General features: G+C 38.3%; 29 protein-coding genes. 10 read left to right on the forward strand and 19 right to left on the reverse strand.

The window, feature by feature from the left end; all coding sequences use genetic code 11:
- Positions 1-77: 77 nt before the first annotated feature.
- The 3 genes from AC1DNH_RS11250 to yiaA form a co-directional block, all read right to left on the reverse strand.
- Positions 78-1,439 (reverse strand): glutamine synthetase family protein, encoded by a 1,362-nt coding sequence (locus AC1DNH_RS11250; protein ID WP_477579428.1) that lies wholly within the window; start codon positions 1,437-1,439, stop codon positions 78-80.
- On the reverse strand, positions 1,439-2,752 hold the full coding sequence (gene eat, locus AC1DNH_RS11255; protein WP_477579430.1) for an ethanolamine permease: 1,314 nt from the start codon (positions 2,750-2,752) through the stop codon (positions 1,439-1,441). The genes AC1DNH_RS11250 and eat overlap by 1 nt, the downstream gene beginning before the upstream one ends.
- A 196-nt stretch (positions 2,753-2,948) precedes the next feature.
- Positions 2,949-3,356 carry an inner membrane protein YiaA gene (gene yiaA / locus AC1DNH_RS11260; RefSeq protein WP_029278495.1) on the reverse strand — a complete coding sequence of 136 codons (408 nt, stop codon included), beginning with the start codon at positions 3,354-3,356 and terminating at the stop codon, positions 2,949-2,951.
- Positions 3,357-3,524: 168 nt separating this feature from the next.
- On the opposite strand from yiaA, the gene AC1DNH_RS11265 reads away from it, so the two are divergent.
- Both AC1DNH_RS11265 and AC1DNH_RS11270 read left to right on the forward strand, forming a co-directional pair.
- Positions 3,525-5,021, forward strand: a complete 1,497-nt coding sequence (locus AC1DNH_RS11265; protein ID WP_477579432.1) for an NAD(P)H-hydrate dehydratase — start codon at positions 3,525-3,527, stop codon at positions 5,019-5,021.
- Between the two features lie 134 nt (positions 5,022-5,155).
- Positions 5,156-5,857 (forward strand): AIM24 family protein, encoded by a 702-nt coding sequence (locus AC1DNH_RS11270; protein WP_215125302.1) that lies wholly within the window; start codon positions 5,156-5,158, stop codon positions 5,855-5,857.
- Positions 5,858-6,407: 550 nt separating this feature from the next.
- On the opposite strand, the gene AC1DNH_RS11275 is transcribed toward AC1DNH_RS11270, so the two are convergent.
- From AC1DNH_RS11275 to AC1DNH_RS11290, 4 genes are all read right to left on the reverse strand, one after another.
- Positions 6,408-7,265, reverse strand: a complete 858-nt coding sequence (locus AC1DNH_RS11275) for an anti-sigma factor (protein ID WP_477581765.1) — start codon at positions 7,263-7,265, stop codon at positions 6,408-6,410.
- A gap of 2 nt (positions 7,266-7,267) precedes the next feature.
- On the reverse strand, positions 7,268-7,819 hold the full coding sequence (locus AC1DNH_RS11280; RefSeq protein WP_131027860.1) for an RNA polymerase sigma factor: 552 nt from the start codon (positions 7,817-7,819) through the stop codon (positions 7,268-7,270).
- Between the two features lie 113 nt (positions 7,820-7,932).
- Positions 7,933-8,826, reverse strand: a complete 894-nt coding sequence (lipA, locus tag AC1DNH_RS11285; protein ID WP_029278501.1) for a lipoyl synthase — start codon at positions 8,824-8,826, stop codon at positions 7,933-7,935.
- A 194-nt stretch (positions 8,827-9,020) separates the two neighbouring features.
- Positions 9,021-9,452, reverse strand: a complete 432-nt coding sequence (locus AC1DNH_RS11290; protein WP_477581767.1) for a GNAT family N-acetyltransferase — start codon at positions 9,450-9,452, stop codon at positions 9,021-9,023.
- Positions 9,453-9,902: 450 nt separating this feature from the next.
- Here AC1DNH_RS11290 and cysS point away from each other — a divergent pair, with 450 nt between their 5' ends.
- The 6 genes from cysS (at position 9,903) to AC1DNH_RS11320 (ending at position 15,827) form a co-directional block, all read left to right on the forward strand.
- Positions 9,903-11,363, forward strand: a complete 1,461-nt coding sequence (gene cysS / locus AC1DNH_RS11295) for a cysteine--tRNA ligase (protein WP_477607481.1) — start codon at positions 9,903-9,905, stop codon at positions 11,361-11,363.
- Between the two features lie 44 nt (positions 11,364-11,407).
- On the forward strand, positions 11,408-12,088 hold the full coding sequence (locus tag AC1DNH_RS11300; RefSeq protein ID WP_477581771.1) for an aspartate/glutamate racemase family protein: 681 nt from the start codon (positions 11,408-11,410) through the stop codon (positions 12,086-12,088).
- 215 nt (positions 12,089-12,303) lie between these two features.
- Positions 12,304-12,693, forward strand: a complete 390-nt coding sequence (locus AC1DNH_RS11305; RefSeq protein ID WP_477581773.1) for an endonuclease domain-containing protein — start codon at positions 12,304-12,306, stop codon at positions 12,691-12,693.
- A 141-nt stretch (positions 12,694-12,834) separates the two neighbouring features.
- A complete protein-coding gene (locus AC1DNH_RS11310) occupies positions 12,835-13,803 on the forward strand; it encodes a M28 family peptidase (protein WP_477625386.1) in 969 nt (322 codons plus the stop codon).
- Between the two features lie 89 nt (positions 13,804-13,892).
- Entirely contained in the window at positions 13,893-14,750 is an 858-nt protein-coding gene (locus tag AC1DNH_RS11315; protein WP_215125308.1) for a nuclear transport factor 2 family protein, read from the forward strand.
- 192 nt (positions 14,751-14,942) lie between these two features.
- Positions 14,943-15,827 carry a glycerophosphodiester phosphodiesterase family protein gene (locus AC1DNH_RS11320; RefSeq protein WP_477585333.1) on the forward strand — a complete coding sequence of 295 codons (885 nt, stop codon included), beginning with the start codon at positions 14,943-14,945 and terminating at the stop codon, positions 15,825-15,827.
- 227 nt (positions 15,828-16,054) lie between these two features.
- On the opposite strand, the gene AC1DNH_RS11325 is transcribed toward AC1DNH_RS11320, so the two are convergent.
- The 10 genes from AC1DNH_RS11325 to AC1DNH_RS11370 all read right to left on the reverse strand — a co-directional run bounded on the left by AC1DNH_RS11325 (position 16,055) and on the right by AC1DNH_RS11370 (position 22,789).
- Positions 16,055-16,243, reverse strand: coding sequence for a hypothetical protein (locus AC1DNH_RS11325; protein WP_029280597.1), 189 nt, complete (start codon positions 16,241-16,243; stop codon positions 16,055-16,057).
- Positions 16,244-16,382: 139 nt separating this feature from the next.
- A complete protein-coding gene (locus tag AC1DNH_RS11330; protein ID WP_029279989.1) occupies positions 16,383-16,904 on the reverse strand; it encodes a hypothetical protein in 522 nt (173 codons plus the stop codon).
- A gap of 260 nt (positions 16,905-17,164) precedes the next feature.
- Positions 17,165-17,668, reverse strand: a complete 504-nt coding sequence (locus tag AC1DNH_RS11335) for a hypothetical protein (RefSeq protein ID WP_477625387.1) — start codon at positions 17,666-17,668, stop codon at positions 17,165-17,167.
- The gene (locus tag AC1DNH_RS11340) at positions 17,665-18,270 is read right to left on the reverse strand and encodes a class I SAM-dependent methyltransferase (protein ID WP_477578256.1); all 606 of its coding nucleotides are present in this window, start codon (positions 18,268-18,270) and stop codon (positions 17,665-17,667) included. The genes AC1DNH_RS11335 and AC1DNH_RS11340 overlap by 4 nt, the downstream gene beginning before the upstream one ends.
- Positions 18,263-18,748, reverse strand: a complete 486-nt coding sequence (locus AC1DNH_RS11345; protein ID WP_477578258.1) for a DinB family protein — start codon at positions 18,746-18,748, stop codon at positions 18,263-18,265. Before AC1DNH_RS11345 ends, AC1DNH_RS11340 begins: the two co-directional genes overlap by 8 nt.
- A gap of 49 nt (positions 18,749-18,797) precedes the next feature.
- Entirely contained in the window at positions 18,798-19,094 is a 297-nt protein-coding gene (locus AC1DNH_RS11350; RefSeq protein ID WP_477578260.1) for a hypothetical protein, read from the reverse strand.
- 121 nt (positions 19,095-19,215) lie between these two features.
- A complete protein-coding gene (locus tag AC1DNH_RS11355) occupies positions 19,216-19,605 on the reverse strand; it encodes an RDD family protein (protein WP_477578262.1) in 390 nt (129 codons plus the stop codon).
- 215 nt (positions 19,606-19,820) lie between these two features.
- Positions 19,821-20,783, reverse strand: a complete 963-nt coding sequence (locus tag AC1DNH_RS11360) for an AAA family ATPase (protein ID WP_029279992.1) — start codon at positions 20,781-20,783, stop codon at positions 19,821-19,823.
- A gap of 5 nt (positions 20,784-20,788) precedes the next feature.
- Positions 20,789-22,147: a peptidylprolyl isomerase gene (locus AC1DNH_RS11365; protein WP_215125317.1), complete on the reverse strand. Its 1,359-nt coding sequence runs from the start codon at positions 22,145-22,147 to the stop codon at positions 20,789-20,791.
- A 54-nt stretch (positions 22,148-22,201) separates the two neighbouring features.
- Positions 22,202-22,789 carry a hypothetical protein gene (locus AC1DNH_RS11370; protein WP_477607485.1) on the reverse strand — a complete coding sequence of 196 codons (588 nt, stop codon included), beginning with the start codon at positions 22,787-22,789 and terminating at the stop codon, positions 22,202-22,204.
- A 104-nt stretch (positions 22,790-22,893) separates the two neighbouring features.
- On the opposite strand from AC1DNH_RS11370, the gene AC1DNH_RS11375 reads away from it, so the two are divergent.
- Positions 22,894-23,547 (forward strand): hypothetical protein, encoded by a 654-nt coding sequence (locus AC1DNH_RS11375; RefSeq protein ID WP_477578267.1) that lies wholly within the window; start codon positions 22,894-22,896, stop codon positions 23,545-23,547.
- 71 nt (positions 23,548-23,618) lie between these two features.
- Positions 23,619-24,200: a non-canonical purine NTP diphosphatase gene (locus tag AC1DNH_RS11380; RefSeq protein WP_477578269.1), complete on the forward strand. Its 582-nt coding sequence runs from the start codon at positions 23,619-23,621 to the stop codon at positions 24,198-24,200.
- Here AC1DNH_RS11380 and AC1DNH_RS11385 read toward each other — a convergent pair.
- Positions 24,195-24,497: a type II toxin-antitoxin system RelE/ParE family toxin gene (locus AC1DNH_RS11385; RefSeq protein WP_477578271.1), complete on the reverse strand. Its 303-nt coding sequence runs from the start codon at positions 24,495-24,497 to the stop codon at positions 24,195-24,197. The genes AC1DNH_RS11380 and AC1DNH_RS11385 overlap by 6 nt on opposite strands.
- On the reverse strand, positions 24,497-24,718 hold the full coding sequence (locus AC1DNH_RS11390; RefSeq protein ID WP_477578273.1) for a hypothetical protein: 222 nt from the start codon (positions 24,716-24,718) through the stop codon (positions 24,497-24,499). Before AC1DNH_RS11390 ends, AC1DNH_RS11385 begins: the two co-directional genes overlap by 1 nt.
- Positions 24,719-24,720: the final 2 nt, after the last annotated feature.

Consider the following 24,720-nt stretch of genomic DNA (forward strand, 5'->3'; position numbering starts at 1 on the left):
TCACATCTATCCCGAAAACGATTCTGAGTCAAGTTCAGAATGATGGCTATTAATGTTCAGAATAACGATTCTACAAACTAAATAATTTCTAAATATCTTTTTAGCTCCCAATCGGTTACTACTTTAGCATATTGCTTGCATTCCCATTCGCGGGTCATGGTAAAATGATCAACGAAATCTCCGCCCAACAATGCTGCGGCCAGATCAGAATTTTTCATCTTTTGCGTTGCTTCAAATAAATTACGCGATAGTGTGCCGTTCGATAAATCGGTATATCCGTTTCCTTTGGTGGCCGGTTGTTCGAGTTTTAATTTATTTTTAACACCGTACATTCCAGCCGCCAAACAGGCCGAAAGTGCTAAATAAGGATTGGTATCCGAACCCACTATCCGGGTTTCTAAACGCGAAGCCTTTTTGCTTCCTGGTAGCGCACGTAATGCCGTTGTACGGTTATCGATTCCCCATGTTACCGTAGTTGGTGCCCATGCGCCTTCAACTAAACGTTTGTAACTGTTTATGGTAGGGGCAATCATTGGTAAAAGGTATGGAAGGCAATGCAATTGACCAGCGATATAACTTTTCATTATTTCGCTCATTTTATCTGCATCTTTTTCATCATAGAACAAATTGATCTTCTTGTCTGCATCCCAGAGGCTTTGGTGCACATGACCACTGCATCCCGGTAAGTTTTCGCTTATTTTGGCCATAAATGTGGCAAGGATACCGTGTTTATATGCGATTTCTTTTACGGCTGTTTTAAATAATATAGCCTGGTCTGCAGCTTGCAAAGCAGGAGCATATTTGATGGCTGCTTCGTAAACCCCGGGCCCGGTTTCGGTATGCAAACCTTCAATCGGGATATCGAATTTATTTAGCAGTTCGAACAGATCGCTCATAAACTCGTTTCGGTAGGTGCTCCTTAAAATGGAGTAACCAAACATGCCTGGGCTTAAAGGTTTTAAATTAACGAAACCTTTCTCCTGGATTGTTTCCGGCGTTTCCGAAAAATTGAACCATTCAAATTCCTGTGCAAAAAGGGGCGAAAATCCTTCACTTTCGCATTCTGCAATTACTTTCTTTAGCAACTGCCTCGGACAGACAAAATTTGCCTGATCCTGATCGTTAATAAAATCGCCCAAAAAGAACGGCACGTCATTTTCCCAGGGAATTTTCCGAAAGGTACTCAAGTCGATTTTAACCTGTGCATCGGGATAGCCGGTATGCCAACCTGTATATTTTCCGTTTTCATAAGCCACATCACCTGCATCCCAACCAAAGGTAACATCACAGAAACCCAATCGGCCTTCAACCAGGGATGCGAATTTTTCGGCAGCTACATATTTCCCCCTTAAAATACCGTCGATATCGGCAACGGCTAATTTTACTTTTCCAGAAGGATGATTTTTAACATAATCTAGAATTTCTTTGCTCGTATTCATTAATCTGCCTTTTTAAATATTTTATATAGAAGAAATATGCCCAAAACGATACCCGAATAAATTAAACCCAATTTAAGATTATAAATCAGCATTGCGATGAAAGAAACGCAGGAAATAATTAAGGCAATAATGGGAAATAACGGATAAATTGGCGTTTTGAAAGGCCGTGCCATTTCTGGTTTGTTTTTCCTAAGTACCATTACCGAAATCATCGAGATGATGTATAAAGTTAATGCGCCAAATACAGAAATGATAATAATTTCGGCAGTTTTACCTGATAAAAGTGCAATGATACCAATCACCATATTGCCAACTAATGCATTTGCAGGTGTTTGGAATTTAGGAGAAATTTTTCCGAGGATAGCTGGGATACTTTTTACACGGCCCATCTCGTAAGTAGAACGGCCGGCTGCTAAAACCAATCCATGAAAGGAGGCTACCAGGCCAAATAACCCAACCGTGATGAGTAAATGATACATCAGGTGGTTATCGCCTGTGATCATCGAAAGGGCGAGTGGTAAAGGCGAATCAGAGGTTTCGCCCGATTTTCCATTTTTATACACAATGGCTTCCCAACCGCCAATGCCAATGGTGGAGATAAAAACAAGCACACATAAAACAACCAAAGTAAATATGCCCCAACCAAAACCCTTGCCGATATCTCGCTGTGGGTTCTTGGTTTCTTCGGCTACATTTGCAACGCCTTCAATACCCAGGAAAAACCAGATGGCAAAGGGGATGGCAGCAAAAACACCGCTCCAGCCATTCGGGAAATTGTTATTGACCAGGTTTTCTGCATGAAATTTAGGCAATGTAATGCCTGAGAACAATAACAGCTCACCAACGGCCAAAATGGTAATAATTACTTCGAACGAAGCTGCAGCTTTTACACCGTATATATTTAGGGCAGTAAAGATAAAGTACACCGCAATTGCACTGGTAAGAATGGGTACCTGTGGAAAGAAGGCATTAAAATAAGCGCCAATGGCAAATGCAATAGCGGGTGGTGCAAATATAAATTCGACCATTTGGGCAATACCGACAATAAAACCGATGTTTTTGCCCAATGCTGTATTGGCATAATCGAAAACACCACCAGCCTTTGGTATAGCACAGGCCAGTTCGGCATAGCTAAAGCTAAAGGTAACATACATCACCATAATGGCAACCGTTGCAATGGCCATACCCAGTGTGCCACCTTTTTCGAGGCCTAAGTTCCAACCGAAATACATTCCCGAAATCACATATCCAACGCCAAGTCCCCACAACATAAAAGGGGTAAGTGTTTTTTTTAAGCTATCTTTTTGTTCCATTGGCAGGATTTACAAGATTTAAATAGGTTTATATTATTTGCTCGAAAATGATAAACTATTAGCTTCGGTATCTGATGTTTAAAGTAGTAATTATTTTTTAGTTAAGGGGATAATATATTTCGTTTTTGGTTAAAAATAAAAAACCAATGCCTGGGCATTGGTTTTAATAAAATTCGTTAAGAATAAGCTGTTTTGGCTATTCCGAATCGCGGTTTTTATTCACGATCTGGCTGTCTCTCGTATTTTTCTGCACTGTAATGGCACCAAATAAGGAGAGTAAAAAGGCAAAGGCATAAAATCCTTTTTCGCTGGGCAGCAAAGTAGCATTCCACAAACCGATTACCAATAAGGTGATGGTTAAGAGCGTAGAAAACCAACTGATACCATAATAAATTTCAGTAACCGGAATTCCTTCCAATTTATCGCGAACAGCTTTTTGTAAAGAGATTACGGCGAAAAGGCCAAACATCAATACGGTAAAATAATATCCTTTTTCATTAAGAAGCATATCAGAACGCCATAGGCCTACAATAAAGCCGATCATTCCGATACCTAATGCAATCCAGGCAGCTGCCACGAATGCATTCGATGGTTTTTGATTCATTGTTTTGAGATTTAATTTAATTCAATAGACAACGCTAAAGATTGGCAAAAGGTATAAAAATTAAAAGACAGTACCTTAAATTATTTTGGAATACTAGCACCCTGGGTATAAAAAATCAAACAAAATCCCATCTTTGGCATTATAGCTGTATAACCTTATCTTAGTTATATGCGAACATTGCTTACTTCTGCCCAAATGCGTAATGCCGATCAGTTTACGATTGCGAATAAACCAATAGCATCAATCGATCTGTTGGAAAAAGCTGCGAGGGCTTTTGTTCAAACTTTTTTGAGAGATGAGTTCGATACCAATAAAAGCGTAGCTATATTCTGCGGGAAAGGAAATAATGGTGGAGATGGATTAGCCATTGCCCATTTGCTTATCGCTAACGGATACGAGAATATAAAAGTTTACATCATCAACTTCAGTAAAAAACAAAGCGATGATTTTGCCATCAACCTACAACGGATTGAAGAAACGAGATGCAAAAAAACGATTGTCAACCAGGTTTCTGACGTAAAGAATCTGAAAGCCGATTTAATTATCGACGCCATTTTAGGCTCTGGTTTAAATAAACCTTTAAGCGGAGAATATGAACAACTGGTTCAGGTCATTAACAAGCTGAATAAAAAAGTGTATGCAGTTGATGTACCTACTGGTTTTTTTGCGGAAGGCAAGCTGCCTAAAGATTACAACGGTATAAAAGCCTATAAAACAATTTGTTTTCAACGGCCGAAGATTAACTTTTTCTTCCCTGAGTCGGCCATGGCGGCTGAAAAATATGAGGTGGTTGATATTGATCTGGATGAGGCTTTTATCCAAAAACAAGAGGCAGATTTTTATTTGGTGGAAGAAAGTGATATTGAAAAGATCCTGAATCCCCGAAAATTGTTCAGCCATAAAGGTACTTACGGCCACGCATTGATTATCGCGGGAAATACCAATACCATGGGTGCGGCTTTATTGTCTTCGATGGCCTGTTTACACGCAGGGGCGGGATTAACCACAGCCTGTATCCCGCAAAGTGGATTAATCGCCTTAAATACAACCTTACCAGAAGTAATGGCACTACCAAGAGACGAATACACGCGGATAGAGAACCCCAAGAAATATCAGGCAATTGCTATTGGCCCAGGTTTAGGTACAGAGGCTGAGAATGAAAAACTGCTCGAAAGCTTGGTCATGGCCAACCAAGCAATGATTATTGATGCCGATGCTTTAAATATTCTGGGCGAAAGGCCCGATCTAATGGATAAACTTGCCGCAAATACCATTCTTACCCCACACATGAAAGAGTTCGATCGGTTATTCGGTGAACATGATAATTGGTGGGACAGGGTGCAAAAGGCTATAGAACAGGCCAGACAACGGAAGATCGTTATCGTGCTTAAAAACCAGTATACTTTTATCTGCCTGCCTACAGGTAAGGTACTCATCAATCCTACGGGCAATGCGGCAATGGCGCAAGGGGGAATGGGCGATATTCTTACGGGCATTATTGCAGGCTTTGTAGCACAGAAATATACCGCAACAGATGCCGCTATTTTAGCTTGTTATATTCATGGAAAAGCAGGCGATGCTTTAGCGCACGAACACTTTGTGGTTACCGCCTCTCAGGTTGCGGCCAGGGTGTCTAAAGAAATTAAAGTGCTCATATCCAATTAGTTTGTTTGTTGTGTGCAGTTAGCCACAATTGTGGAGAAAAATCGGCATTAATCTACTATACTTCTAGTTTATAATTTATAGTTTAAGGGAATATTTAAAATAACAGATATCTTAAAAACGGAAAACAAATTATTATGGCACAAAAAGAGTACACGCTGAATGAATTAATTCAGGAATCGGCAGAGAATCCAAATGAAAACGATTTTTTCGAATTAGAGAAACCTGCGATGCTGGAGGTAAACCTAAAAAATCAAAAAATATTGGCAAAAGCAGGTTCGATGGTTGCTTACATTGGAAATATCGATTTTAAAAGAGAAGGACTATTGAGCAAAGGTTTGGGTGGTTTGTTAAAGAAAGCCATATCTGGCGAAGGTACTTCGCTGATGCACGCCACTGGAACAGGTAAACTATATTTGGCGGATGAGGGCAAGAAAGTAAAGATCATCAAACTCCAAAACGAAGCGGTTTTTGTAAACGGTAATGATGTATTGGCTTTAGAAGACAATATTAAAAACGAAATAAAAATGCTAAAAAGCATTGCAGGGATGATGAGCGGTGGTTTATTTCAGGTTAAATTATCGGGCAGTGGCTATATTGCCATTACCACACATGGCGAACCTATTTTATTAAGGGTTACCGGCAATCAGCCTGTGTACACTGATCCTAATGCTACAGTAGCCTGGTCTGAAAACTTAACACCAAACATTAAAACCAATTTAACTTTCGGGTCTTTTATCGGAAGAGGAAGTGGCGAATCTTTCCAATTAGAATTTTTTGGCGAGGGATGGGTTTTGGTACAGCCTTATGAAGAGGTGAAATACGCGGCGAAATCTTAATGGTCGAATCGTCATCTCGACCGCAGCGTTCCAAAGGAACTCCTTTGGAGGAGAGATCTTTATGACAAGGTCTCTCTGCATGTGTTAATCAGGTATTGCGCTTCTTTCAGCAGAATATTTATCCACTTTTTTGGAAAGCACATACAGAAGCATTTGGGGTTAGGTAGTCCTGCCATTCGCTTTATCCCGACTTTACGTCGGGATGTTCGCTGCTGTCAGGTTTAGGCGGCGCGGCCATTCATCCTATTTAGGGCTGCAGGGTGCAAAAACTATGACTTAATAGGCTATCCTCTTATTTGCAAGAGGGGATTGGTACAGCCTTACGAAGAGGTGAAGTACGCAGCGAAATCTTAATGTTATGTTTGGTTTGCTGGGAAACAAACCAAGGCACCAGTAAATGCGAAGGGCGTCATGCTGAATTTATTTCAGCATCTTTATTGCAGTTAAGACCCTGAAATAAATTCAGGGTGACGATTCAGAAGGTATAAAAAACAAAAATCCCGACATTGATAAATGCCGGGATTTAATATTTTGATTTAATATTTTCTGTTTAAACACCGCCCATTACGGTTAATTTATCCATTGTTGGATTTACACTTCCACCCATAGGCTCTATAGTTACAGCAAAAGCCTGTGCTTCCTGAATGGTCTGCATTTTTACCAATGCCTCGTTATTAGTCGAATCCGTTTTGCCGAATACGCCTAAACTTACCGGTTTGCCGTTTACCAAAGCCCATAACTGATATTGATGTGCTGCATCGGTTTTTGGTAAATCCATAGCTACATAGTTGATCAGCACACTTTTATCTTTTTTGTTCCAGTAAACTTTCATTTTCGAGCTCGGGCTAAAAGCCTGACCAGCCATTCTGATGGTTGCCCATTCTTTGCTGTCGGCCATTGCAGCCATATTATCTAAACCCTGGTTTTCAAATTCTAACTTGCTTACTACGCCAGCAAATTTTTGTTTATCCAGGTTCAAACTCGCAATTTGGTCGTGTGCGGCATTTAGCTTGTTATAGGTAATAAACAATGCCGCGGTACTTACTACCAATAAAGCTATACAAGCAACTAAGGCGTAACGTAAAGTTCTTACTTTGGCATCACTTCCATCTAAACGTATAATTCTTGGTTCTTCAGTATAAATTGGTTCGGGTTGAATATTCACATGCTCTTCAGCTTCACTTAACCCCAACTTTTCGAATAATCTTGTTTCTACATCTGCAGATGGTTCTACAGCATTTTGCATAGCATATTGCTCCATAGCTTGCTCAATAGCAGCTATTTCATCTCTTACCTCAGGGTGTTGAGATGCCATTTCCTCAACCTGCAACGCTTCTTCGGGTGATAAATCACCTAAAACGTACAGCTCAAGTACTCCAGATTCGATATATGCTTTTAAATTTTCCACGCTCAATTAAAATTCCTTCTCAATTCAATAATAGCCAACCGGATCCGGGTTTTCACCGTACCTAATGGCAAATCTAACTTTTCTGCGGCTTCCACATGGGTGAAACCCTTGTAATAAACTAAATCAAGAACTGCTTGTAAATCCGGTTTAAGGTTCTCTACAAGTTGTTTAACTCCAAGAATATCAGGATTAAACGTTACCTTGTTTTGTTCATCAACGAAACTTACGTTATTTTCTATATCTTGGTTTTTGAGTGAATTCTTAAAGTCTTTAGAACGTAGTTTGTCAATCGATAAATTGCGGGCAATGTTCATCATCCACGTAAACAAACGTCCTTTGGTATTGTCATAGTGTGCAGCAGACTGCCAGATTTTTACAAAAGTTTCTTGTAGTACATCTTCAGCAAGCTCTGTATGGGTGATAATGCGCGAAATAACGCCATAAAGCGCTGACGAATACATGCTGTACAGTGTTTTCAGAACCGCGGGATCTTTCGATTGCAGTGCTTGAACAAGTTCAGGCTCAGTTAGGGTTAATTTTTTTAATGCAGTCACTATTGGTTACTAAGATACAATACAGAACAGTAAAAGCAAAAAAATGTTTTAGAAAGGCACTCCAGGAAGGAGTGCAACTTTTAAAGCGTTGTTAACCCTGCGTTGCCAGTAAATTAAGCAATCCCCTCAATTGGAAAAAGGTGTTTTTCTGCATGATAAGATGAACGTACCAGCGGGCCGCTTTCTACATACTTTAAACCTTTTGCTAAACCAGCTTCTTTATACATCGCGAAAGTATCCGGATGGATCCAGTCTACAACAGGGTGGTGATTACGTGTAGGTTGTAAGTATTGCCCTAAGGTTAAGATATGCACACCATTTGCAACTAAATCGTCCATGGCTTCGAAAATATCTTCTTCGGTTTCGCCTAAACCGAGCATAATACCTGTTTTTGTTCTTAAACCAAATTCAGAAATTCTTTTTAAAGCCTCTAAACTTCTGTCGTATTTAGCCTGGATCCGCACTTGTTTGGTTAAACGCTTAACCGTTTCCATATTGTGCGAAACTACTTCTGGTCTTTCTTCCAATACGCGGTATAAATTATCCCACTGGCCTTTAAAATCGGGGATTAAGGTTTCTAAAGTAGTAATTGGACTTTCTCTGCGGATAGCCTGTAAGGTTTCTGCCCAGATGATTGAGCCGCCATCTTTTAAATCATCGCGATCTACCGAAGTAATTACACAATGTTTAACGCCCATTAATCTTACCGAATCGGCAATGCGGTTAGGCTCGTCAACATCAACTGCTAAAGGGCGGCCCGTGGCTACAGCACAGAAAGAACAGCTACGGGTACAGATGTTACCCAAAATCATGAATGTTGCCGTGCCTGCACCCCAACATTCGCCCATATTAGGACAATTTCCGCTTTCGCAGATGGTATGGAGCTTGTGCGTATCTACTAAACTGCGAACTTGTGCATATTCTTTACCAACGGGTAATTTTACACGTAACCAATCTGGTTTACGTTTTACTTCAGTTACAGCAGGTACTACCGGTAAATCAATCATGGTACAAAGTTAATGAATAGGATTGAAATGTTACAATGCAGAAATGTTTGAAGGTTGTAATAATTGGGGTGATTGTTAATTGCGGGTTGGCTAACTTGCGAAGTCTGGCCGGGCAGGGGCGGAGCTAGACTTCGCAAGTTTAGCAAGGACCTGCTTGTGGTGTCAGATATTTCTATCTGACACCACAGAAGTAATTAAATCACATTCATTTCGAACGTGATCTGTTGTTTATTTTCCTTAAAGCCAAGCCGCTCGTAAAATTTGTGGCTTTCGGTGCGTTTGATGTTACACCTTACTTTTAGTTTTTTTACTTGATGCTTTTTCGCCCAAATGTTTACATTTTCGATCAACTGCTTCCCGATTTTTAGGTTTCGGTAATTTTCATCGACAATTAAGCCTCCAATTTCGATAAATGGTTCAGATTCTATCCTTAAGGTATAAAAACCGTGAATCCAGCCTACTACTTCGCCATCAACTAAAGCAACAAATGCGCAGTTTTCGTTACTGTTATTTATGCGTTTAATTCTGGCTGATGTTTGCTTGATGTCACTTTCGTAACCCAGTTGTGTAGAAAGTGTGGCTACGCTTTCGGCATCTTTTTCCGAAATTTCTCTGATCTGAACCATTTTTTACTGATGTTTTGATAGATGAAGCTAAAATTAAAGATTAAATTTTGTTTTTACCGTCAGATGATAACATCTGACAGCACACCACATGCCAGGCCAACTTGCGAAGTCTCACAAGGGCAGACGCTGACGGACTTCGCAAGTTAGCGACGGTTTTTCAAGCCAAAAGCACAGAAATAGCCAAGCTAAACCCTATTGAAGCGGCAGCCTGAGCCCCTTCGGCGAAGCTACAGCGGAAAGAGGGACTGCTGTACCCGATGAGCAGTAATGCACCTTTTCTAGTGTTTGAGAAAAATAAACACTATAAATAATTTTTTTTACTGTCAGATGGTAACATCTGACAGCGCGGATACTGCACGGAACCTGTTTATAAATGTTAGTTAAAAATCATAAGCGAAACATTGCAACTTTTAACGTTTTAACTTTCTAACTTAATATTACATTTGCAATATGAATACTGGCTTACAGCTTTATAATACGCTTTCGCGCAAAAAAGAACTTTTTCTACCCTTAAATGCACCCAATGTTGGAATGTATGTTTGCGGTCCTACTGTTTATAGTGATGTGCACTTGGGCAATTGCCGCACGTTTATATCTTTCGATTTAATTTTCAGGTACCTTAAATATGCTGGTTATAAGGTGCGTTATGTGCGTAATATTACAGACGCAGGTCACTTAGAGGGCGATAGGGATGAGGGCGACGATAAGTTTGCAAAACGTGCAAAATTAGAGCAGCTTGAGCCAATGGAAATTGTACAGAAGTACACTTTAGGTTTCCATGATGTAATGCGCATGTTCAACACGTTGCCGCCAAGTATCGAACCTACCGCTACAGGGCACATTATTGAGCAGATCGAAATGATTAAAGTAATTATAGCTAACGGTTACGGTTATGAGATTGATGGCAATGTGTACTTTGATGTAGAAAAATATAGCAAGGAATATAATTATACCATTTTAACCAACCGCAATCTTGAAGACATGCTGAACAATACCCGCGAACTGGGTGGACAGGATGAGAAACGTGGAAGGTTAGACTTTGCGCTTTGGATAAAAGCGAAACCAGAAACCCTGATGCAATGGCAATCGCCATGGGGCATGGGTTTTCCGGGCTGGCATATCGAATGTTCGGCCATGAGTGCTAAATATTTGGGCGCCGAATTTGATATTCATGGTGGTGGAATGGATTTGGCGGCAACACACCATACCAACGAAATTGCACAATCTGAGGCTTGCAGCCATAAACAGCCTGCCCGCTATTGGATGCATACCAATATGCTTACCGTAAACGGTACGCGGATGTCTAAATCGGCCGGCAATGGTTTTCTTCCTTTAGAGTTATTTACGGGTGATCACGCTTTATTGAAAAAAGGCTTTAGCCCGATGACGGTTAAGTTTTTCATGTTGCAGGCACACTACCGCAGTACATTGGATTTCTCGAATGAAGCTTTAGATGCTTCGGAAAAAGGATTCCGCCGCTTAATGGCTGCTATTGGTTTGTTAGATAAGTTAACGGTTTCTGAACAGAACGATTTCGATATCGATGCATTGAAAGAGAAATGCATCCATGCGATGAATGACGATTTTAACAGCCCGATTTTAATTGCCGAACTGTTTGAAGCGGTAAGGATTATCAATACCGTTTACGATGGTAAGGGCAAAATCTCTGCAGAAGCATTAGAAAAGTTGAAGCAATTGGTTAACGATTTCGTATTCGATATATTAGGACTGAAAGATGAAGATGCCGGAGGTAACGACTTAAATGGCGTTCTGGATATGGTGATTAACTTAAGGACTGAAGCAAAAGCGAATAAAGATTACGCCACTTCCGATCGTATCCGTATTGGCTTGCAAGAGCTGGGAATCCAGCTTAAAGACGGCAAAGAGGGAACGACTTGGAGTAAAGCGTAGTTAGTCCTGAGTCTACATTCCAAAGTCACAAGTCGATTTTAACAATGAGAAAAATTGGTTTAGTAGGCGGCATTAGCTGGGTATCTACTATAGATTACTACCGTTTTATAAATGAGGGTGTAAATGAGCGTTTGGGTGGGTTAAATTTCGCTGAATGTTTAATTTATTCCCTTAATTTTGGCGATGTTCAGGATAAAACCTGGGAAGGATCGTTTGATCTTTTGCTCAATGCTTGCGAAAGCTTAAAACGAAGTGGGGCAGAAGCAATTGTACTCTGCGCCAATACTGCACATCTTTTTGCCGATCAGCTACAAGAAAAAATAGCTTTGCCAATTATCCATATCGGTACCGAAACTGCTAAAGCCATAAATGTTACTGGAATTAAAAATATAGGACTCCTGGGGACCGTATTTACCATGGAAAAGGACTTTTATGTAAAAAAGTTCGAAGACCATGGATTACGTGTTTTAATGCCTTCAAAGAAAGAAACCCGCGATTATATACAGTTTACCCTTAAAGAAGAATTAGGTAGAGGTGTGATATTGGAAGAAACCAGGGCACAGTATATCCAGATAATTAATGATCTGATCAAGGAAGGAGCTGAGGGGGTAATTCTGGGATGTACCGAAATTCCAATGTTGATTAGTCAGGATGATTTTGATATTCCCGTTTTTGATACTACTAAAATCCATTGCGAGGCCATTGTGGATTATATGCTTTCGTAACTATTCATTCATTTATTGCGCGTTCAAAGGGCGATGAGTTAAGGGCAGGAAAACAAACCTCATAGGTTTTTAGGCTCATCAAGAAATCCGTCCCCCTTTGAAGGGGGCAGGGGGATGAGGAAGATCACATTTAATTTTAAAGATGAATAAAACAGCAAATTGTTTGCTATATTCATTTTTCGACTTTTTACTGCTAAGAAAAGGTTTAAGATATCATGGATAACAATCACTATAATTCTAAATTAAAAACTTTTGCGAGAGGACATCGAAATGATAGTACCAAAGCAGAGATAAGAATGTGGTGTGAATTGTTGAGGAATAAAAAAATGCTGGGATATTCTTTCTTAAGACAGCGACCGATCGCGAATTATATTGCGGATTTTTTCTCAAAGGATTTAAAGTTGGTTATCGAGGTTGATGGCCTTAGTCATGAGTGGGAGGGACAATTTGAAAAAGACAAAGCACGCGAAGATATTTTAAAAGTATTGGGTTTTCATGTTCTGAGGTTTAGCGATGATGAGGTAATGAACGATATCGAGAATGTAGATAGGACAATTCAGCAATATATTGTAGAATGGGAGCAAGATCATCCCCGGATCCTTTGAAATGAAAGATTTTTGCAAGATCATCCCCCCGCCCCCTTCAAAGGGGGAATGGACTATTCTCTAGCATTTAATTCGTCCCCCTTTGAAGGGGGGATGAGAGATAATTACACTACTTCAAACAATTTTCCGTTACATTAAACAATGAATAAAAAACTTTTATTACTGCCTTTATTCGCTTTAATTGCATTTCAGGCTTGTAGGAATAAAACAAACCAAAATGCTGATGAAAATGGAGAAAAGGCACTGCCTTTAGTTTCTCCAGATTTTAATGCCGATAGTGCTTATGCCTATACCAAGGCTCAGGTAGATTTTGGGCCACGGATTCCTGGAACAGCAGCGCACCAAAAATGCGCCGATTATTTAGTGGCTAAACTCAAATCGTTCGGCGCCGATGTAACTGTTCAGGGGGAGAAAACACAAACTTATGATGGCAAAAACTTTCAGTTGAAAAATATTGTTGCCGCGTTTAATCCAGATCAAAAAAAGAGGGTTTTAATTACGGCACACTGGGATGCCCGGCCGTTTTCTGATCAGGATACCGACCCTGCAAATCATGCGAAACCTTTCGATGCGGCAAATGATGGTGCGAGTGGGGTGGCGGTGATTTTGGAAATGGCACGTCAGATTCAGAAGAAACAGCCAGATGTTGGAGTCGAKTTTGTATTGTGGGATTTAGAAGATTATGGCAAGGCCAATGATGAAACACCCGATGAAACTACATGGTGTTTAGGCTCTCAATACTGGGCTAAAAAAGCAATCGCGGCAGGATATAAAGCTTTGTACGGCATTAATCTTGATATGGTTGGCGGCGGTAGCGCGCAGTTTACGCAGGATGAAATCTCCCGTCAGGCTGCTCCAAACGTAGTAAACAAGGTTTGGGAAATTGGTAATGCTTCTTACTTTACGAAAATTCCGAGCGGAAAATTGGTTGATGATCATTTTTGGATGAACAAAGCAGGTGTTCCTTCTATCGATATTATCCATTACAACGATAATAGTGGTTTTTATATCAATTGGCACACGCAATTGGATAACTTGGCTAATATTGATAAAAATACATTGAAGGCCGCCGGGCAAACTGTTTTAGAAACCATTTATAGAGAAAAATAAGTAGCCTTAATGTGTAATTGTTAATTACTTTTAAGGCCATACATTAAAGAAAATTTTATATTCGCCAAACAATATTATCTTAATTAATAATGAAACAATTATTTTCAACTGCAATAGCTTCGCTTTTAGCCCTAGGTGCTTTTGCCCAAAAAAGCGACGGAACAACCAAATCTCTAGTAAATGCTGAGAAGGATTTTGCTAAGTCGATTGCCAAAAATGGAGATAAAGAAGCTTTTATAGACTATTCATCAACGAGCACTTTAGTGTTCAGACCAAATCCGGTTAATGCCAAAACTTTTTATGCGGGTAAAGCGAATGCTGAAAACGATGTGACCTGGACTCCAAACCTGGCGAAAGTATCACGCAGTGGCGATTTAGGTTTTACTACAGGGCCATATGAAGTTGGTACTTCAGAGAAAAAATACGGTCAATACTTATCGATCTGGAAACCAGAAAATGGCAGATGGAAATTGGCTATTGATTTAGGAACGGAAAGCAATAAACCTTTGGCCAAGGTTACGCCACAGTTTATTGAACCTAAAGATCATGTTGCACCAAAGTTCTTAAACGAAAAAGAAATTAAGGCTGGGAAAGAAATTATCTTAACCACCGAGAAAACTTTAAATACTTTGTTAAAAACGCATGGAATTGCGGCATTTGGAGGTTTTTTAACCAGCGATGCACGTTTGCTTTTCCCAGGTAACGAAGCCATTGACGGAAAAGGAAAAATTATTGCATTCTATAACGGAATGATCAGCAAAATTAACTTAAAAACAACAGGTGTAGATAAAGCAATCGGTAGCGATTTGGCTTATACCTATGGTGTGGCTACTATTGATTACAAGGCCGATTTACGCGAAAGTTTTAATTATGTTTTCGTTTATGAAAAGGGAGCTGATGCAAGCTGGAACTTAATTGTACAGGCCTTTGTACCAGCAGAAAGATAAATAACAAATGTGAATTAAAGAGGGCTCTCCATAAAAAGAAGCCCTTTTTTTATTTCTATAATTTTGTCTTTACCTGCAGTTAGGTTGGCTCAATGCTTATACTGCGGTAGAACTTTGACAACTTTCCTTTTCAAGTTGGTTATTAAAGTTGTCAACGCACAAATAAAACTATCCATTTTACGTTTAAAATTCATGCATAAAAAATTACTTTTACTCTCCACGCTCATTTTACTTTTCTTAAACGTTTCTGCCCAAAAGAAGAAATTCGATGTACAGGGAAAAGCCGGTGCACGCGGTATCATGCCCGAAAATACCATTGAGGGAATGTTAAAAGCGATCGATTTAGGCGTTACTACCTTAGAAATGGATGCCGTGATTTCGAAAGATAAACAAGTGGTGCTTTCGCAAGAACCCTATTTCAATAACGAGATTTCTTTGCTGCCCAACGGAAAGCCGATTACGCTGAAAGACCAAAAGAATTATAACATCTACAAGATGGATTATGAGGAAATTAAAAAGTTTGATGTAGGCAGCAAAGTCCATAACCGCTTTCCTGGGCAGATGAAGTTTAAAGCTTACAAACCGCTGCTTTCTGAAACAATAGACGCGGTTGAGGCTTATGTTAAAGCACACAAGCTCGCCAAACCTGTATATAGCATCGAAACGAAAACGATTAAAAAGGGCGATAACGAATTTCATCCGGAACCTGCAGAATTTGTAGAACTCATTATGGATGTAATTAATTCGAAAAAACTCGCCAAAAGAGTCATTATCGAATCATTTGATATGCGTACGTTGCAATACCTGCACGAGAAATATCCAAAAATACAAACCTCATTATTGATTGATGAAAAGGAACCTTTTGAAGATTATATTGAGAAATTAGGTTTTAAACCGACTATTTATAGCCCTTACTCGGTTTTGGTCGGTAAGGGTTTGGTAGACCGCTGCCACGAAATGGGTATTAAAATTATCCCTTGGACGGTGAATACGGTAAAGGAAGTGAATTATTTTATGAGCCTTGGGGTAGACGGCATCATTACCGATTTTCCAAACATTATGGGCCAGCTCAAATAATTAATATCAGCGGCATAAAAAAGCATCCTAATGTAATGGGTACGCTTTTTTATGCTTTAACCTATCGGTTGGTGTCTCACCGACCGAAATGAACATAGGGACAAGCTGTTTGGTGTGACACCAAACAGTAGATGTAACTTAAATAGCAAGAAAATAGACGGGCATAAAAAAAGCGTTCAGATTTTAAATCCAAACGCTTTTTTTTATGCTTTTATAACTGGAAAATCCTAGTGGTGTGCTTCTGGTTTTTCGTGTGCTGCTTCAGTTTTTTCATGATGAGCAGGTGCTTCTTCGTGGTTAAAGATTGGTCTGGTGAAATAAACAACCAATAATAAAACCAGAATCCATGCCGTTAATGGTAAAGCCCAAATGCCTTTTGTTTGCTGAACCGGTGCGTGTGAATCGTGAGCTGACATATCGAATATTTTGATTTAAAGATTTATGCTTTGTAATTGTGCGGTAAAGATAGTAACAAAATTAAAATAACAAGGGCAATTCGGTGAATTGTATTATAAGATTAATCGGCCAGTAAAAAAGGATAAAAGGCAATGCCTTTTATCCTTGTAAATCGTAAATCATTGCTTTTGTGCTGTTCATTTTGCTTTTAATACGGTTTTGGTGCTCCTGTAAAGTGCTTTGCTCATCCTGAACAGCATTAAACAGTTCTGCTTTTTTGAAATAATTTGCCGCCTCTGCAAAATTTTGCTGTTGTTCGGCATGTAGGCCCAAACATTCGTAAATGTGTGCTTCACAAACACCAGGTACAAGTAAAGCCTTTTCTGCAACCTGTTTCACCAATTTGTGCATTTTAAGCGTAATAACAAGTTCCAGATAGGGTTTATAAACCTCTGGGAAATCGGCATCTAGCTCAATGCAACGTTTGTAATAATAACCTGCAGTTTTATAATCTTTAAAATGATTCTGATAAATATCGCCCAACTGAAAATAAGCTCTTGCATAATCAGGATCGAAAACAATAATTTCATTAAAATACTGAAGTGCCTTAGGTAATTCGCCCCAGTGCAGTTCTTCAATGGCCTGTAGATACTTTTCTTCTACAGTGGTATAAATGTCCATAACGGATATAATTAATTTTGATAAGCGGTTAAATGCTTAGCAAATGCGTAATAAATTGATTTTTAAATGTGGGTTTTGTTTGTTGAAACTTAAAACCGCGTTAAGGGTTGGGAAGGAAATTTAAGTCAATACCCAAGCCCTTTATGCCACAAGACGGGCTAAAGCTTAATTGTTGGATATGTAGTTGAAGTAGCATTTCTGTAAATTTTGATGCAAAGATATTTATTTTCAGTGAATTGCAAATTTTAAAATAAAATTTTCTAATGGATTACGTGTGCGAGATAAATAATGCAATAACTAAGTAAACAAAATGCACTATTATAATTTAACGAATGGAACAGATTTTTTAAACGTTGCTGCGTATCGATAATTTTAGCCGCTATAAACCAAAAAAACAAGGAGATGCCAATATCGAAAAAGTCGAAACGGCCATTGGTGATATGGAATAATTGAAATAATTCGAGTGCTATAACGAATAAAAGTGGAATGAAAACACAATTGATGCGTTTTTTGAAAAGATCAAAATAAAATTCTTTTGAGGTTAAGGTGATGCAGAAAACCCATAAACCCTCAGGAAGTGAATAGACCAGGTACTCGTTTAATGGCAAGCTTGCTGTGATGGTCTGTTTCAAGCTTTGGTAGGTTTTGAAAGAGATCAATTGAATGATAATCTGGTTTACCAAGGTTTTATCAGTCCTGTAAAATACATATATGAACAGGCTGATTATCAAGGCAAAGAAAATATACCAATAGTGCTTTTTCAAGGTTTGGTGAAAATTAGAATTTTAAAATAGGAGAATGGTTTTAAAGCGATTTCTTTTTCAAGTTTAAACTGATTAATCGCTTTAATATTCTCTATGTAAAATAAAGATTTTAAATGGAACCATCCAGAACAAAAATTAAATAGCCGATCTAGGTATTTTAAGGAATTATTTGGCGTAAAGTGGTTTAGAATTAAGAGTTTTCCTCCTGGTTTTAAAACATTGTGGCATTGCATCAGTAATTTTTCAGGTTGATCTGCAACGGCAATTACATGCGATAATACCACATAATCGAAACTATTCTCTGCAAACTCGAGCTGCTCGCCATTCATTTGAAATAATTCGATATCATTTGTTGCATTTTTTTCAGCCACATTTAACATCGAAGAAGAAATTTCTATCCCGGTAATTTTGTGGTTTTTATAAAGTGGAAAATGAGAGCCATTACCAACACCGATTTCGAGTAGGTTTCCACAGGGCAATTGATTAATCTCATCGAAAAACTTTTCCTTTTGAGGTTTAAGAAAAACATCGACCAGTGGATATAAAAATGAAAACCGGTTATAGAAATTGGTTTGAGCACTCAATTTTTTAGTTTTAAGCATTAAATTGAATTAAAGCATTTTTAATCTGCCGCCTATGCCTTAAAATATGAACGATGGCATGTTCTAACATTTGTTCTACATCATATTGCTGTCCCCACCCTGTATTTATCTTTTTGGATTGATCGAACTCTTCCATGGTGATGTCGGGATTTCTGGTGAAAAAGTCCTCGTTATATTTAAGCGCTTCCCGTATCCTTGAGATATAAGGTGTGATATGGTCAAACTGCAATCGTTCCGGCCTGACTGTTTTCAATCCAATAGAATTTTCAATATACACCGCATAACTAAACATCGAAGCAGTTACATGCGTTAAGATAGTTTGAATGGAAATGCAATCTGAATTTGAACTTTCTGGCTCAATGGTTTTAATCAGTTGATGTGGGCTAATTGGTTCGATTACTGCAATCAGTTCGTTAATCGCCTTTTTATATTCATCCATTAGTGCGGCTATAGCACCGGTAAGTTTATTCGCATCCATCTTAAAACAAATATAATTGTTTGTGCTGGATTTATATTGGCCTGTACTTTTAGGTTGCTAGGTCTATAACAGCAATCAATAAAGGTAAATACGTGATGAAAAGTATTGTTATAAAATCTCTGCGTTTCTGTCCTTTACTGATAAGACTAAAGACAAGGAATATTACAGTCGTAGATGCCATGGCAAACGACATCATAACTAGCATTCCACCATTGGCAGCACCACAACTGCTTTTTGGGTTCTCTGCAACCAAATGGAAAAAGTTAAAGCAAAGACCCCAAAGAGCAAAATAAGGTAATAATGAAATAAGCGCAATATAACGTCTTTTGATAAAATCGAGGATCATGTTTGATACATCCGTATTTGAACGGAACTTACAAACTTTAATACCATATTTTATAAAAGGTAACCAATTTTCGCTAGTTGGGATTGTAAACCACGATTAGCGGAAGCTAAAATGAGGAAAATTAAAGTTTTATCATTACGCTACCTGAAGCCAGATCGTGAATAGCTCTTCTGCGTAGATTTGAGTTAATCGTTAGAAAGGAGATCCAGCCTAAAGCAAACTTTATAGGGTATCTGATTATAGATTGGCCGATATTGATTTTTTGGTGAATATCCTCATTTTTCCTTACTCTTATTCCTTTAATGTAATTACCGATGGTGCAGCCAAATGTCATGAAAAGTGGTTCATAAATCACAAATAAAAATGCAAATAATAAGATCCGTACCCATTCTGGTACATTGTTAAAGCCGTCTAATACATTTGAAAAACACACCATAAGAATGATGATAATTATGGTGTCGATAAATGTAGATTGTAATCTTTCTACCAGACTTGGGTATTTTTCTTCCATTTTGAGCGTGATAATTTATTGTAGAATATTAAGTTTAAAAATAATAATATTTTTCGTTAGTCTGGATTTGCAATCCACAATGTAAGGATTAAAAATTCCGTTGGTCGAGATTTGCAATCTCGACCTGCTGTATTGTGGATTTGTAATCTACTAATAGAAGTTAAAAATTCTGGCTCATCAAGGCGGGATTGCAAATCCCGACTAGCTTAATGCTACTACAATAAATCTTTAATGATTTTCTCGATTGATAAGCCTTCAGCTTCTGCGCGGTAGTTACGCACAATGCGGTGGCGTAAAATAGGCTCAGCAACTGCTTTAACATCTTCAATGTCTGGCGAGTATTTCCCCGTTACGGCGGCGTGGCATTTTGCACCCAACACTAAAAACTGCGAGGCACGCGGACCAGCACCCCAACTGATGTATTTATTAACGGCATCGGTAGCAAACTCGCTATTAGGACGGGTTTTAGCAGCCAGTTTTACGGCATATTCCAAAACATTATCGGTAATAGGAATATCGCGGATCAGTTTCTGGAAATATTGAATATCATCTGCATGGATAATTTTCTGCAGTTGAACGGTTTTATTGCTGGTCGTGTTTTTTACAATGTTCAATTCATCTGCAAAGGCAGGGTAATTTAATTGAATATTGAACATGAAACGATCTAACTGAGCTTCGGGTAGGGGGTAAGTTCCTTCCTGCTCAATAGGGTTTTGTGTGGCCAGAACGAAAAACGGTTTTGGTAAAATATGGGTTTGCCCAGCTGCGGTAACCGATTTCTCCTGCATGGCTTCTAATAAAGCAGCCTGGGTTTTTGGTGGTGTACGGTTAATCTCATCAGCGAGGATAATATTAGAAAAAACAGGCCCTTTTATAAATTTAAAGTGCCTGTCTTCTCCTAAAATCTCTGCGCCAATAATATCACTTGGCATTAAATCGGGTGTAAACTGGATGCGGTTAAAATCGAGGTCTAAAACAGAAGCCACCGTTTGTACAAGTAACGTTTTTGCCAATCCTGGTACGCCAACCAACAGACAGTGTCCGTTACTAAAAATGGCGATTAAAACAGATTTTATGATGTCATCTTGTCCAACTACTACTTTGCTTATTTCGGCTTTAATGTTGTTGAAAGATTGATGAAGTGCATCAACAGCTTCTACTTCGTTCTTATACTGCATTGGTATTATTTTGCGGCTGTGGTTTTAGTCCAAATTTTTAATTCATCACAGGTGTTAAATTCATCGTCGATTTTAATGTAAGTGCTTTCGCGACGTTTTTCAAACCATTCGCTTAAAGTACGATTAATTTTATCACTTTGTGCGGCATCTCTGATTTTTGGGAAATCTTGAGCTAAGTTTGCTTTGTGCGGTGGAATTTTAGATTTTAAATATAAAATGCGGTACCCTTGTTTTCCATCAGCTGCTGTAAATAAATCTGGTTTAGAAATACCACCGATTTTCATGCTATCGATTACCAAGAACACCGACGGATCTAATTTATCAACCGGGATAAAAGTACTTCTTGCCTGAACATTTTCGGCATTGAGCATCATACCACCATTATATTTACTCTCTTTATTATCTGAATAAAGGTTTGCAGCAGCGGCGAAACTTAATTTTTTACCGATAATGTTGTTGTAAATGCTATCTGCATGCAATTTTAAACGGGTTAAACTTTCTGGTGTAGTTTTAGGCATAATTAAAATATGTCTAACGTGTACTTGTTCGCCTCTGCGCTCTAAAACCTGTAAAAAGTGGAAACCATAATCTGTTTCGAACACTGGTGAAATTTCTCCAGCTTTCAGTTTAAATGCCCAGGCAGTAAATTCTTTAACCATGGTATTCCTGTCGATAAAACCATAGTCACCACCATCGGCGGCAGAACCTGGATCTTCAGAATAGGTTTTAGCTAACACACCCATATCTTCGCCACTTTTAACCCTTAAACGAAGGGCTTCAATTTTATCGCGGAATTTTTGTTTTTCTGCTCGGGTTAACTGCGGGTTTAAAATCACTTCACCAACTTCTACCTCTGTATTAAATTGAGGAACACTATCGCCCAAAGTTTTGAAGTATTTTTCAACCTCCATTGGTGTAACGTTAATGTTCTCAGTGATTTTTTGTTGCATTTTTTGTGCAATCAACTCATCTTTTACCGATGGTCTGATCTCATCTTTATACTGCAGAACAGATTTATTTAAAAATTGCTCTAAACGCTCCTGACCACCTGCACGCTGCATGCTATAACGCATACGTTTGTTCACCTCATCATCAACTGCACCATCTTCAACCATTACCGAATCGATTTCGGCCTGTTGTTTAAGCAGCTTTTGCGTTAAGGTTTGTTGTAAGAGTTTACATTTAATCTCGTTGTTAGGCTGGTTACCCTGATAAAGATATTGTGTGTATTGTTGGTTTAAATCTGATAGCAGGATAATATTATTTCCTACAACAGCAGCAACTTTATCTACAGTATGCTTTTGAGCGAAACTGTTTAAAAACAGGCAAATTAAAGCGGTTGCTACTAAAAAAACTTTCTTCATTCTATTTGTTATATTTTGCAAATTTAATACTTATGGCCAAAAAAATCAGGTTGGCTATAACTTGGCAAGCTTTTTTAACTCGTTTTCGTTAATTTTGATCTGATATTTTTGTTTAAGGCTTTTTAGCCATTTTTCTTCTAAACTTAGTTGGTAATCGGCAATTACCTCTCCTCTAACTTCGCTTAAAGGTTTATTGTAATTTTGTTGGTTTTTTGTGTAAAATTCATTTATCGCCTGCTCGTCTTCCTGTGCTTTGTTCCATATTTTTTGTTCCGAAACATTGAACATTAAAACACCTTCGCGGTATTCATTCAATAAAAAATCGCGGTCTTTATTGCTGACCCCAACTTTTTTATGGGTGGTTAATGCGTCTTCATAAGTTTTGATTTCTTCCTGGTAGCTGGCGTTTTTGTCCAATCCCATCTCCCGGGCATCTAAAACTTTAAGCTTAAAATTTATATACAAGTTTAAATATGCTTGTAAAGTATCGTATGCTGCACTAACGTTTCCGTTATGGCTTTTTTTGTATGCCCACATAAATTCTTTGGTACTTATTGATTTACCGTTTACCACAGCCACGTTTTGTGCAAACGAAATGCTATAAATAAAGCTAAAAACAAATAAGCAGTAAGCTTTCCTCACACAGAGCACTCTATAAATTTTAAGGGATAAAAGTAACAATTAGCGACGCTATTATAAGATATTTAACTAATTTTAACAGAAATTATTATCCAACAAAAATACGAATGGAAAACCAGGTTACCAACAATGCGAATGCTTTACGTTTATTTTTTACTGAAGAGGTTTTCTTGGTAAAGGATGAAAGCGTAGAAATTCTGCCTTTACGTAATCCAGAGCCAGTTTTTGCTGTCGAAAATGTTTCCGTTGTGGAAGCAAAAGAACCTGTTTTAAAACAAGAAACAACACAAATTCCTGGAATTAATCCTACAAATGTACCTAAAGTTTATACGCAAGGTCCTGAAATTCCGCATATTGTGGCCGAACCAGCGCCAGAAAAAACGTTTAAATTTTTAGGTGGAAATAAAAAATCGGTTCTGATTTTGGTAAACGATAATCAGAATGATGTAAGCACCGAGCAGGGCAGGGAACTGCTGCGGAAAATTGTGAAGGCAGTAGATTTGGGCACACCTGATTTTGCCATTTTAAATTATGCAAATTATAGCGGAACTGACTATGCAGAACTGCATAGGTTTTTTAAACCTGCCATTATGTTGTCTTTTGGAGTAGAGATTGCCGACTTGAGACTGAACCTTACCTGGCAGAATGAAATCATCGTTCACGAAACCACCAGGATTATATTTGCCCCAAACCTCCATCATCTGGATAGCGATTTAACTGCGAAGAAAACACTTTGGGGGCATCTTCAAAAAATTAAATAAGCAGGTAACAAAGAAACAGTTAATCTTTCAAACCCTACACCCTACACCCTACACCTTTTACCTTCCTTAAAATGAAAAAACTTGTATTTGCGACCAATAATCAACATAAAACCGAAGAAATACGGGCTGCACTTGAAGGTAAATATGAGGTGCTGAATCTGGAAGATATTGGTTGTTTAGTTGATATTCCTGAAACTGCAGATACCTTTGAAGGAAATGCTACTTTAAAAAGCAGCTATGTAGTTGAACATTTTAATTTAGATTGTTTTGCCGACGATAGCGGTTTAGAGGTAGATGCTTTGAATAACGAACCAGGAGTTTACTCTGCCCGATATTCTGGAAGCAGGGATAGTTTAGAAAATATTCAATTGGTTTTAGCTAAACTTGAGGGCAACTCCAACAGAAAAGCAAGGTTTAAAACAGTGATTTCTTTAATGCAGGATGGTAAAAACCATATTTTTGAAGGCATAATAGAAGGAACCATCAGAACAGAATTATCAGGTTCGAAGGGGTTCGGTTACGATCCCATTTTTCAGCCGGATGGTTATGATATCACTTTTGCCGAAATGGACATGACAGAGAAGAATAAAATCAGTCACAGGGCTATTGCACTAAAAAAGATGTTGGCGTTTTTGAAAAGGACTGAGCTATAAAAATCTTTTTTTCTTTTTGCTACTTTGTCGATTATCTATAAAGGTCACAATCTCTAAAGTGTTGGTTTTTGGTTTAATTCGGTACACAACTGATATGTGCGGTATGATCATGCCTATATGTGTATTCTTTGTTTTATAAGTTTTTCTTGAGATTAATGGTTCTTCAGATAGTGTTTCGAGATAACTAAAAACCCTTGTTATAAATTTTTTTACTTCTACTTCTGTCCAATTTTCTTTTAGATAATCAATATTTTTTTGGAAAGTTTCGCCAGCCTTTTTAGACCAAATAATATCCATTACACGCTAAATCTTTTTTTTGCCTCTTCATGGCTAAAACTTTCGCCGCGATCAAGTTGATTTATGCCTTCCATAATATCGTTTTGCTGGTTACTATTTAATCCATCAAACCAATCAAAGTCCCTTGCGGTAATTAGTGATTTAATATCTCTAATTAAACTTTCATCATTCGAATTAATGATCTGTTGAAGTACATTTAGTTTTTCTGATTGTAAATCCATAA

The organism is Pedobacter sp. 01N310 (assembly GCF_056399805.1).

Coding starts and splice junctions, on each gene's coding strand:
- AC1DNH_RS11365 (WP_215125317.1), bottom strand. CDS start 22,147: ATGAAGAAAGTTTTTTTAGTAGCAACCGCTTTAATTTGCCTGTTTTTA.
- AC1DNH_RS11330 (WP_029279989.1), bottom strand. CDS start 16,904: ATGGACATTTATACCACTGTAGAAGAAAAGTATCTACAGGCCATTGAA.
- AC1DNH_RS11345 (WP_477578258.1), bottom strand. CDS start 18,748: ATGGATGCGAATAAACTTACCGGTGCTATAGCCGCACTAATGGATGAA.
- AC1DNH_RS11380 (WP_477578269.1), top strand. CDS start 23,619: ATGAAAAAACTTGTATTTGCGACCAATAATCAACATAAAACCGAAGAA.
- AC1DNH_RS11305 (WP_477581773.1), top strand. CDS start 12,304: ATGGATAACAATCACTATAATTCTAAATTAAAAACTTTTGCGAGAGGA.
- AC1DNH_RS11300 (WP_477581771.1), top strand. CDS start 11,408: ATGAGAAAAATTGGTTTAGTAGGCGGCATTAGCTGGGTATCTACTATA.
- yiaA (WP_029278495.1), bottom strand. CDS start 3,356: ATGAATCAAAAACCATCGAATGCATTCGTGGCAGCTGCCTGGATTGCA.
- cysS (WP_477607481.1), top strand. CDS start 9,903: ATGAATACTGGCTTACAGCTTTATAATACGCTTTCGCGCAAAAAAGAA.
- AC1DNH_RS11320 (WP_477585333.1), top strand. CDS start 14,943: ATGCATAAAAAATTACTTTTACTCTCCACGCTCATTTTACTTTTCTTA.
- AC1DNH_RS11375 (WP_477578267.1), top strand. CDS start 22,894: ATGGAAAACCAGGTTACCAACAATGCGAATGCTTTACGTTTATTTTTT.
- AC1DNH_RS11250 (WP_477579428.1), bottom strand. CDS start 1,439: ATGAATACGAGCAAAGAAATTCTAGATTATGTTAAAAATCATCCTTCT.
- AC1DNH_RS11270 (WP_215125302.1), top strand. CDS start 5,156: ATGGCACAAAAAGAGTACACGCTGAATGAATTAATTCAGGAATCGGCA.
- AC1DNH_RS11390 (WP_477578273.1), bottom strand. CDS start 24,718: ATGGATTTACAATCAGAAAAACTAAATGTACTTCAACAGATCATTAAT.
- AC1DNH_RS11355 (WP_477578262.1), bottom strand. CDS start 19,605: ATGGAAGAAAAATACCCAAGTCTGGTAGAAAGATTACAATCTACATTT.
- lipA (WP_029278501.1), bottom strand. CDS start 8,826: ATGATTGATTTACCGGTAGTACCTGCTGTAACTGAAGTAAAACGTAAA.
- eat (WP_477579430.1), bottom strand. CDS start 2,752: ATGGAACAAAAAGATAGCTTAAAAAAAACACTTACCCCTTTTATGTTG.
- AC1DNH_RS11325 (WP_029280597.1), bottom strand. CDS start 16,243: ATGTCAGCTCACGATTCACACGCACCGGTTCAGCAAACAAAAGGCATT.
- AC1DNH_RS11315 (WP_215125308.1), top strand. CDS start 13,893: ATGAAACAATTATTTTCAACTGCAATAGCTTCGCTTTTAGCCCTAGGT.
- AC1DNH_RS11385 (WP_477578271.1), bottom strand. CDS start 24,497: ATGGATATTATTTGGTCTAAAAAGGCTGGCGAAACTTTCCAAAAAAAT.
- AC1DNH_RS11360 (WP_029279992.1), bottom strand. CDS start 20,783: ATGCAGTATAAGAACGAAGTAGAAGCTGTTGATGCACTTCATCAATCT.
- AC1DNH_RS11340 (WP_477578256.1), bottom strand. CDS start 18,270: ATGCTTAAAACTAAAAAATTGAGTGCTCAAACCAATTTCTATAACCGG.
- AC1DNH_RS11290 (WP_477581767.1), bottom strand. CDS start 9,452: ATGGTTCAGATCAGAGAAATTTCGGAAAAAGATGCCGAAAGCGTAGCC.
- AC1DNH_RS11265 (WP_477579432.1), top strand. CDS start 3,525: ATGCGAACATTGCTTACTTCTGCCCAAATGCGTAATGCCGATCAGTTT.
- AC1DNH_RS11350 (WP_477578260.1), bottom strand. CDS start 19,094: ATGATCCTCGATTTTATCAAAAGACGTTATATTGCGCTTATTTCATTA.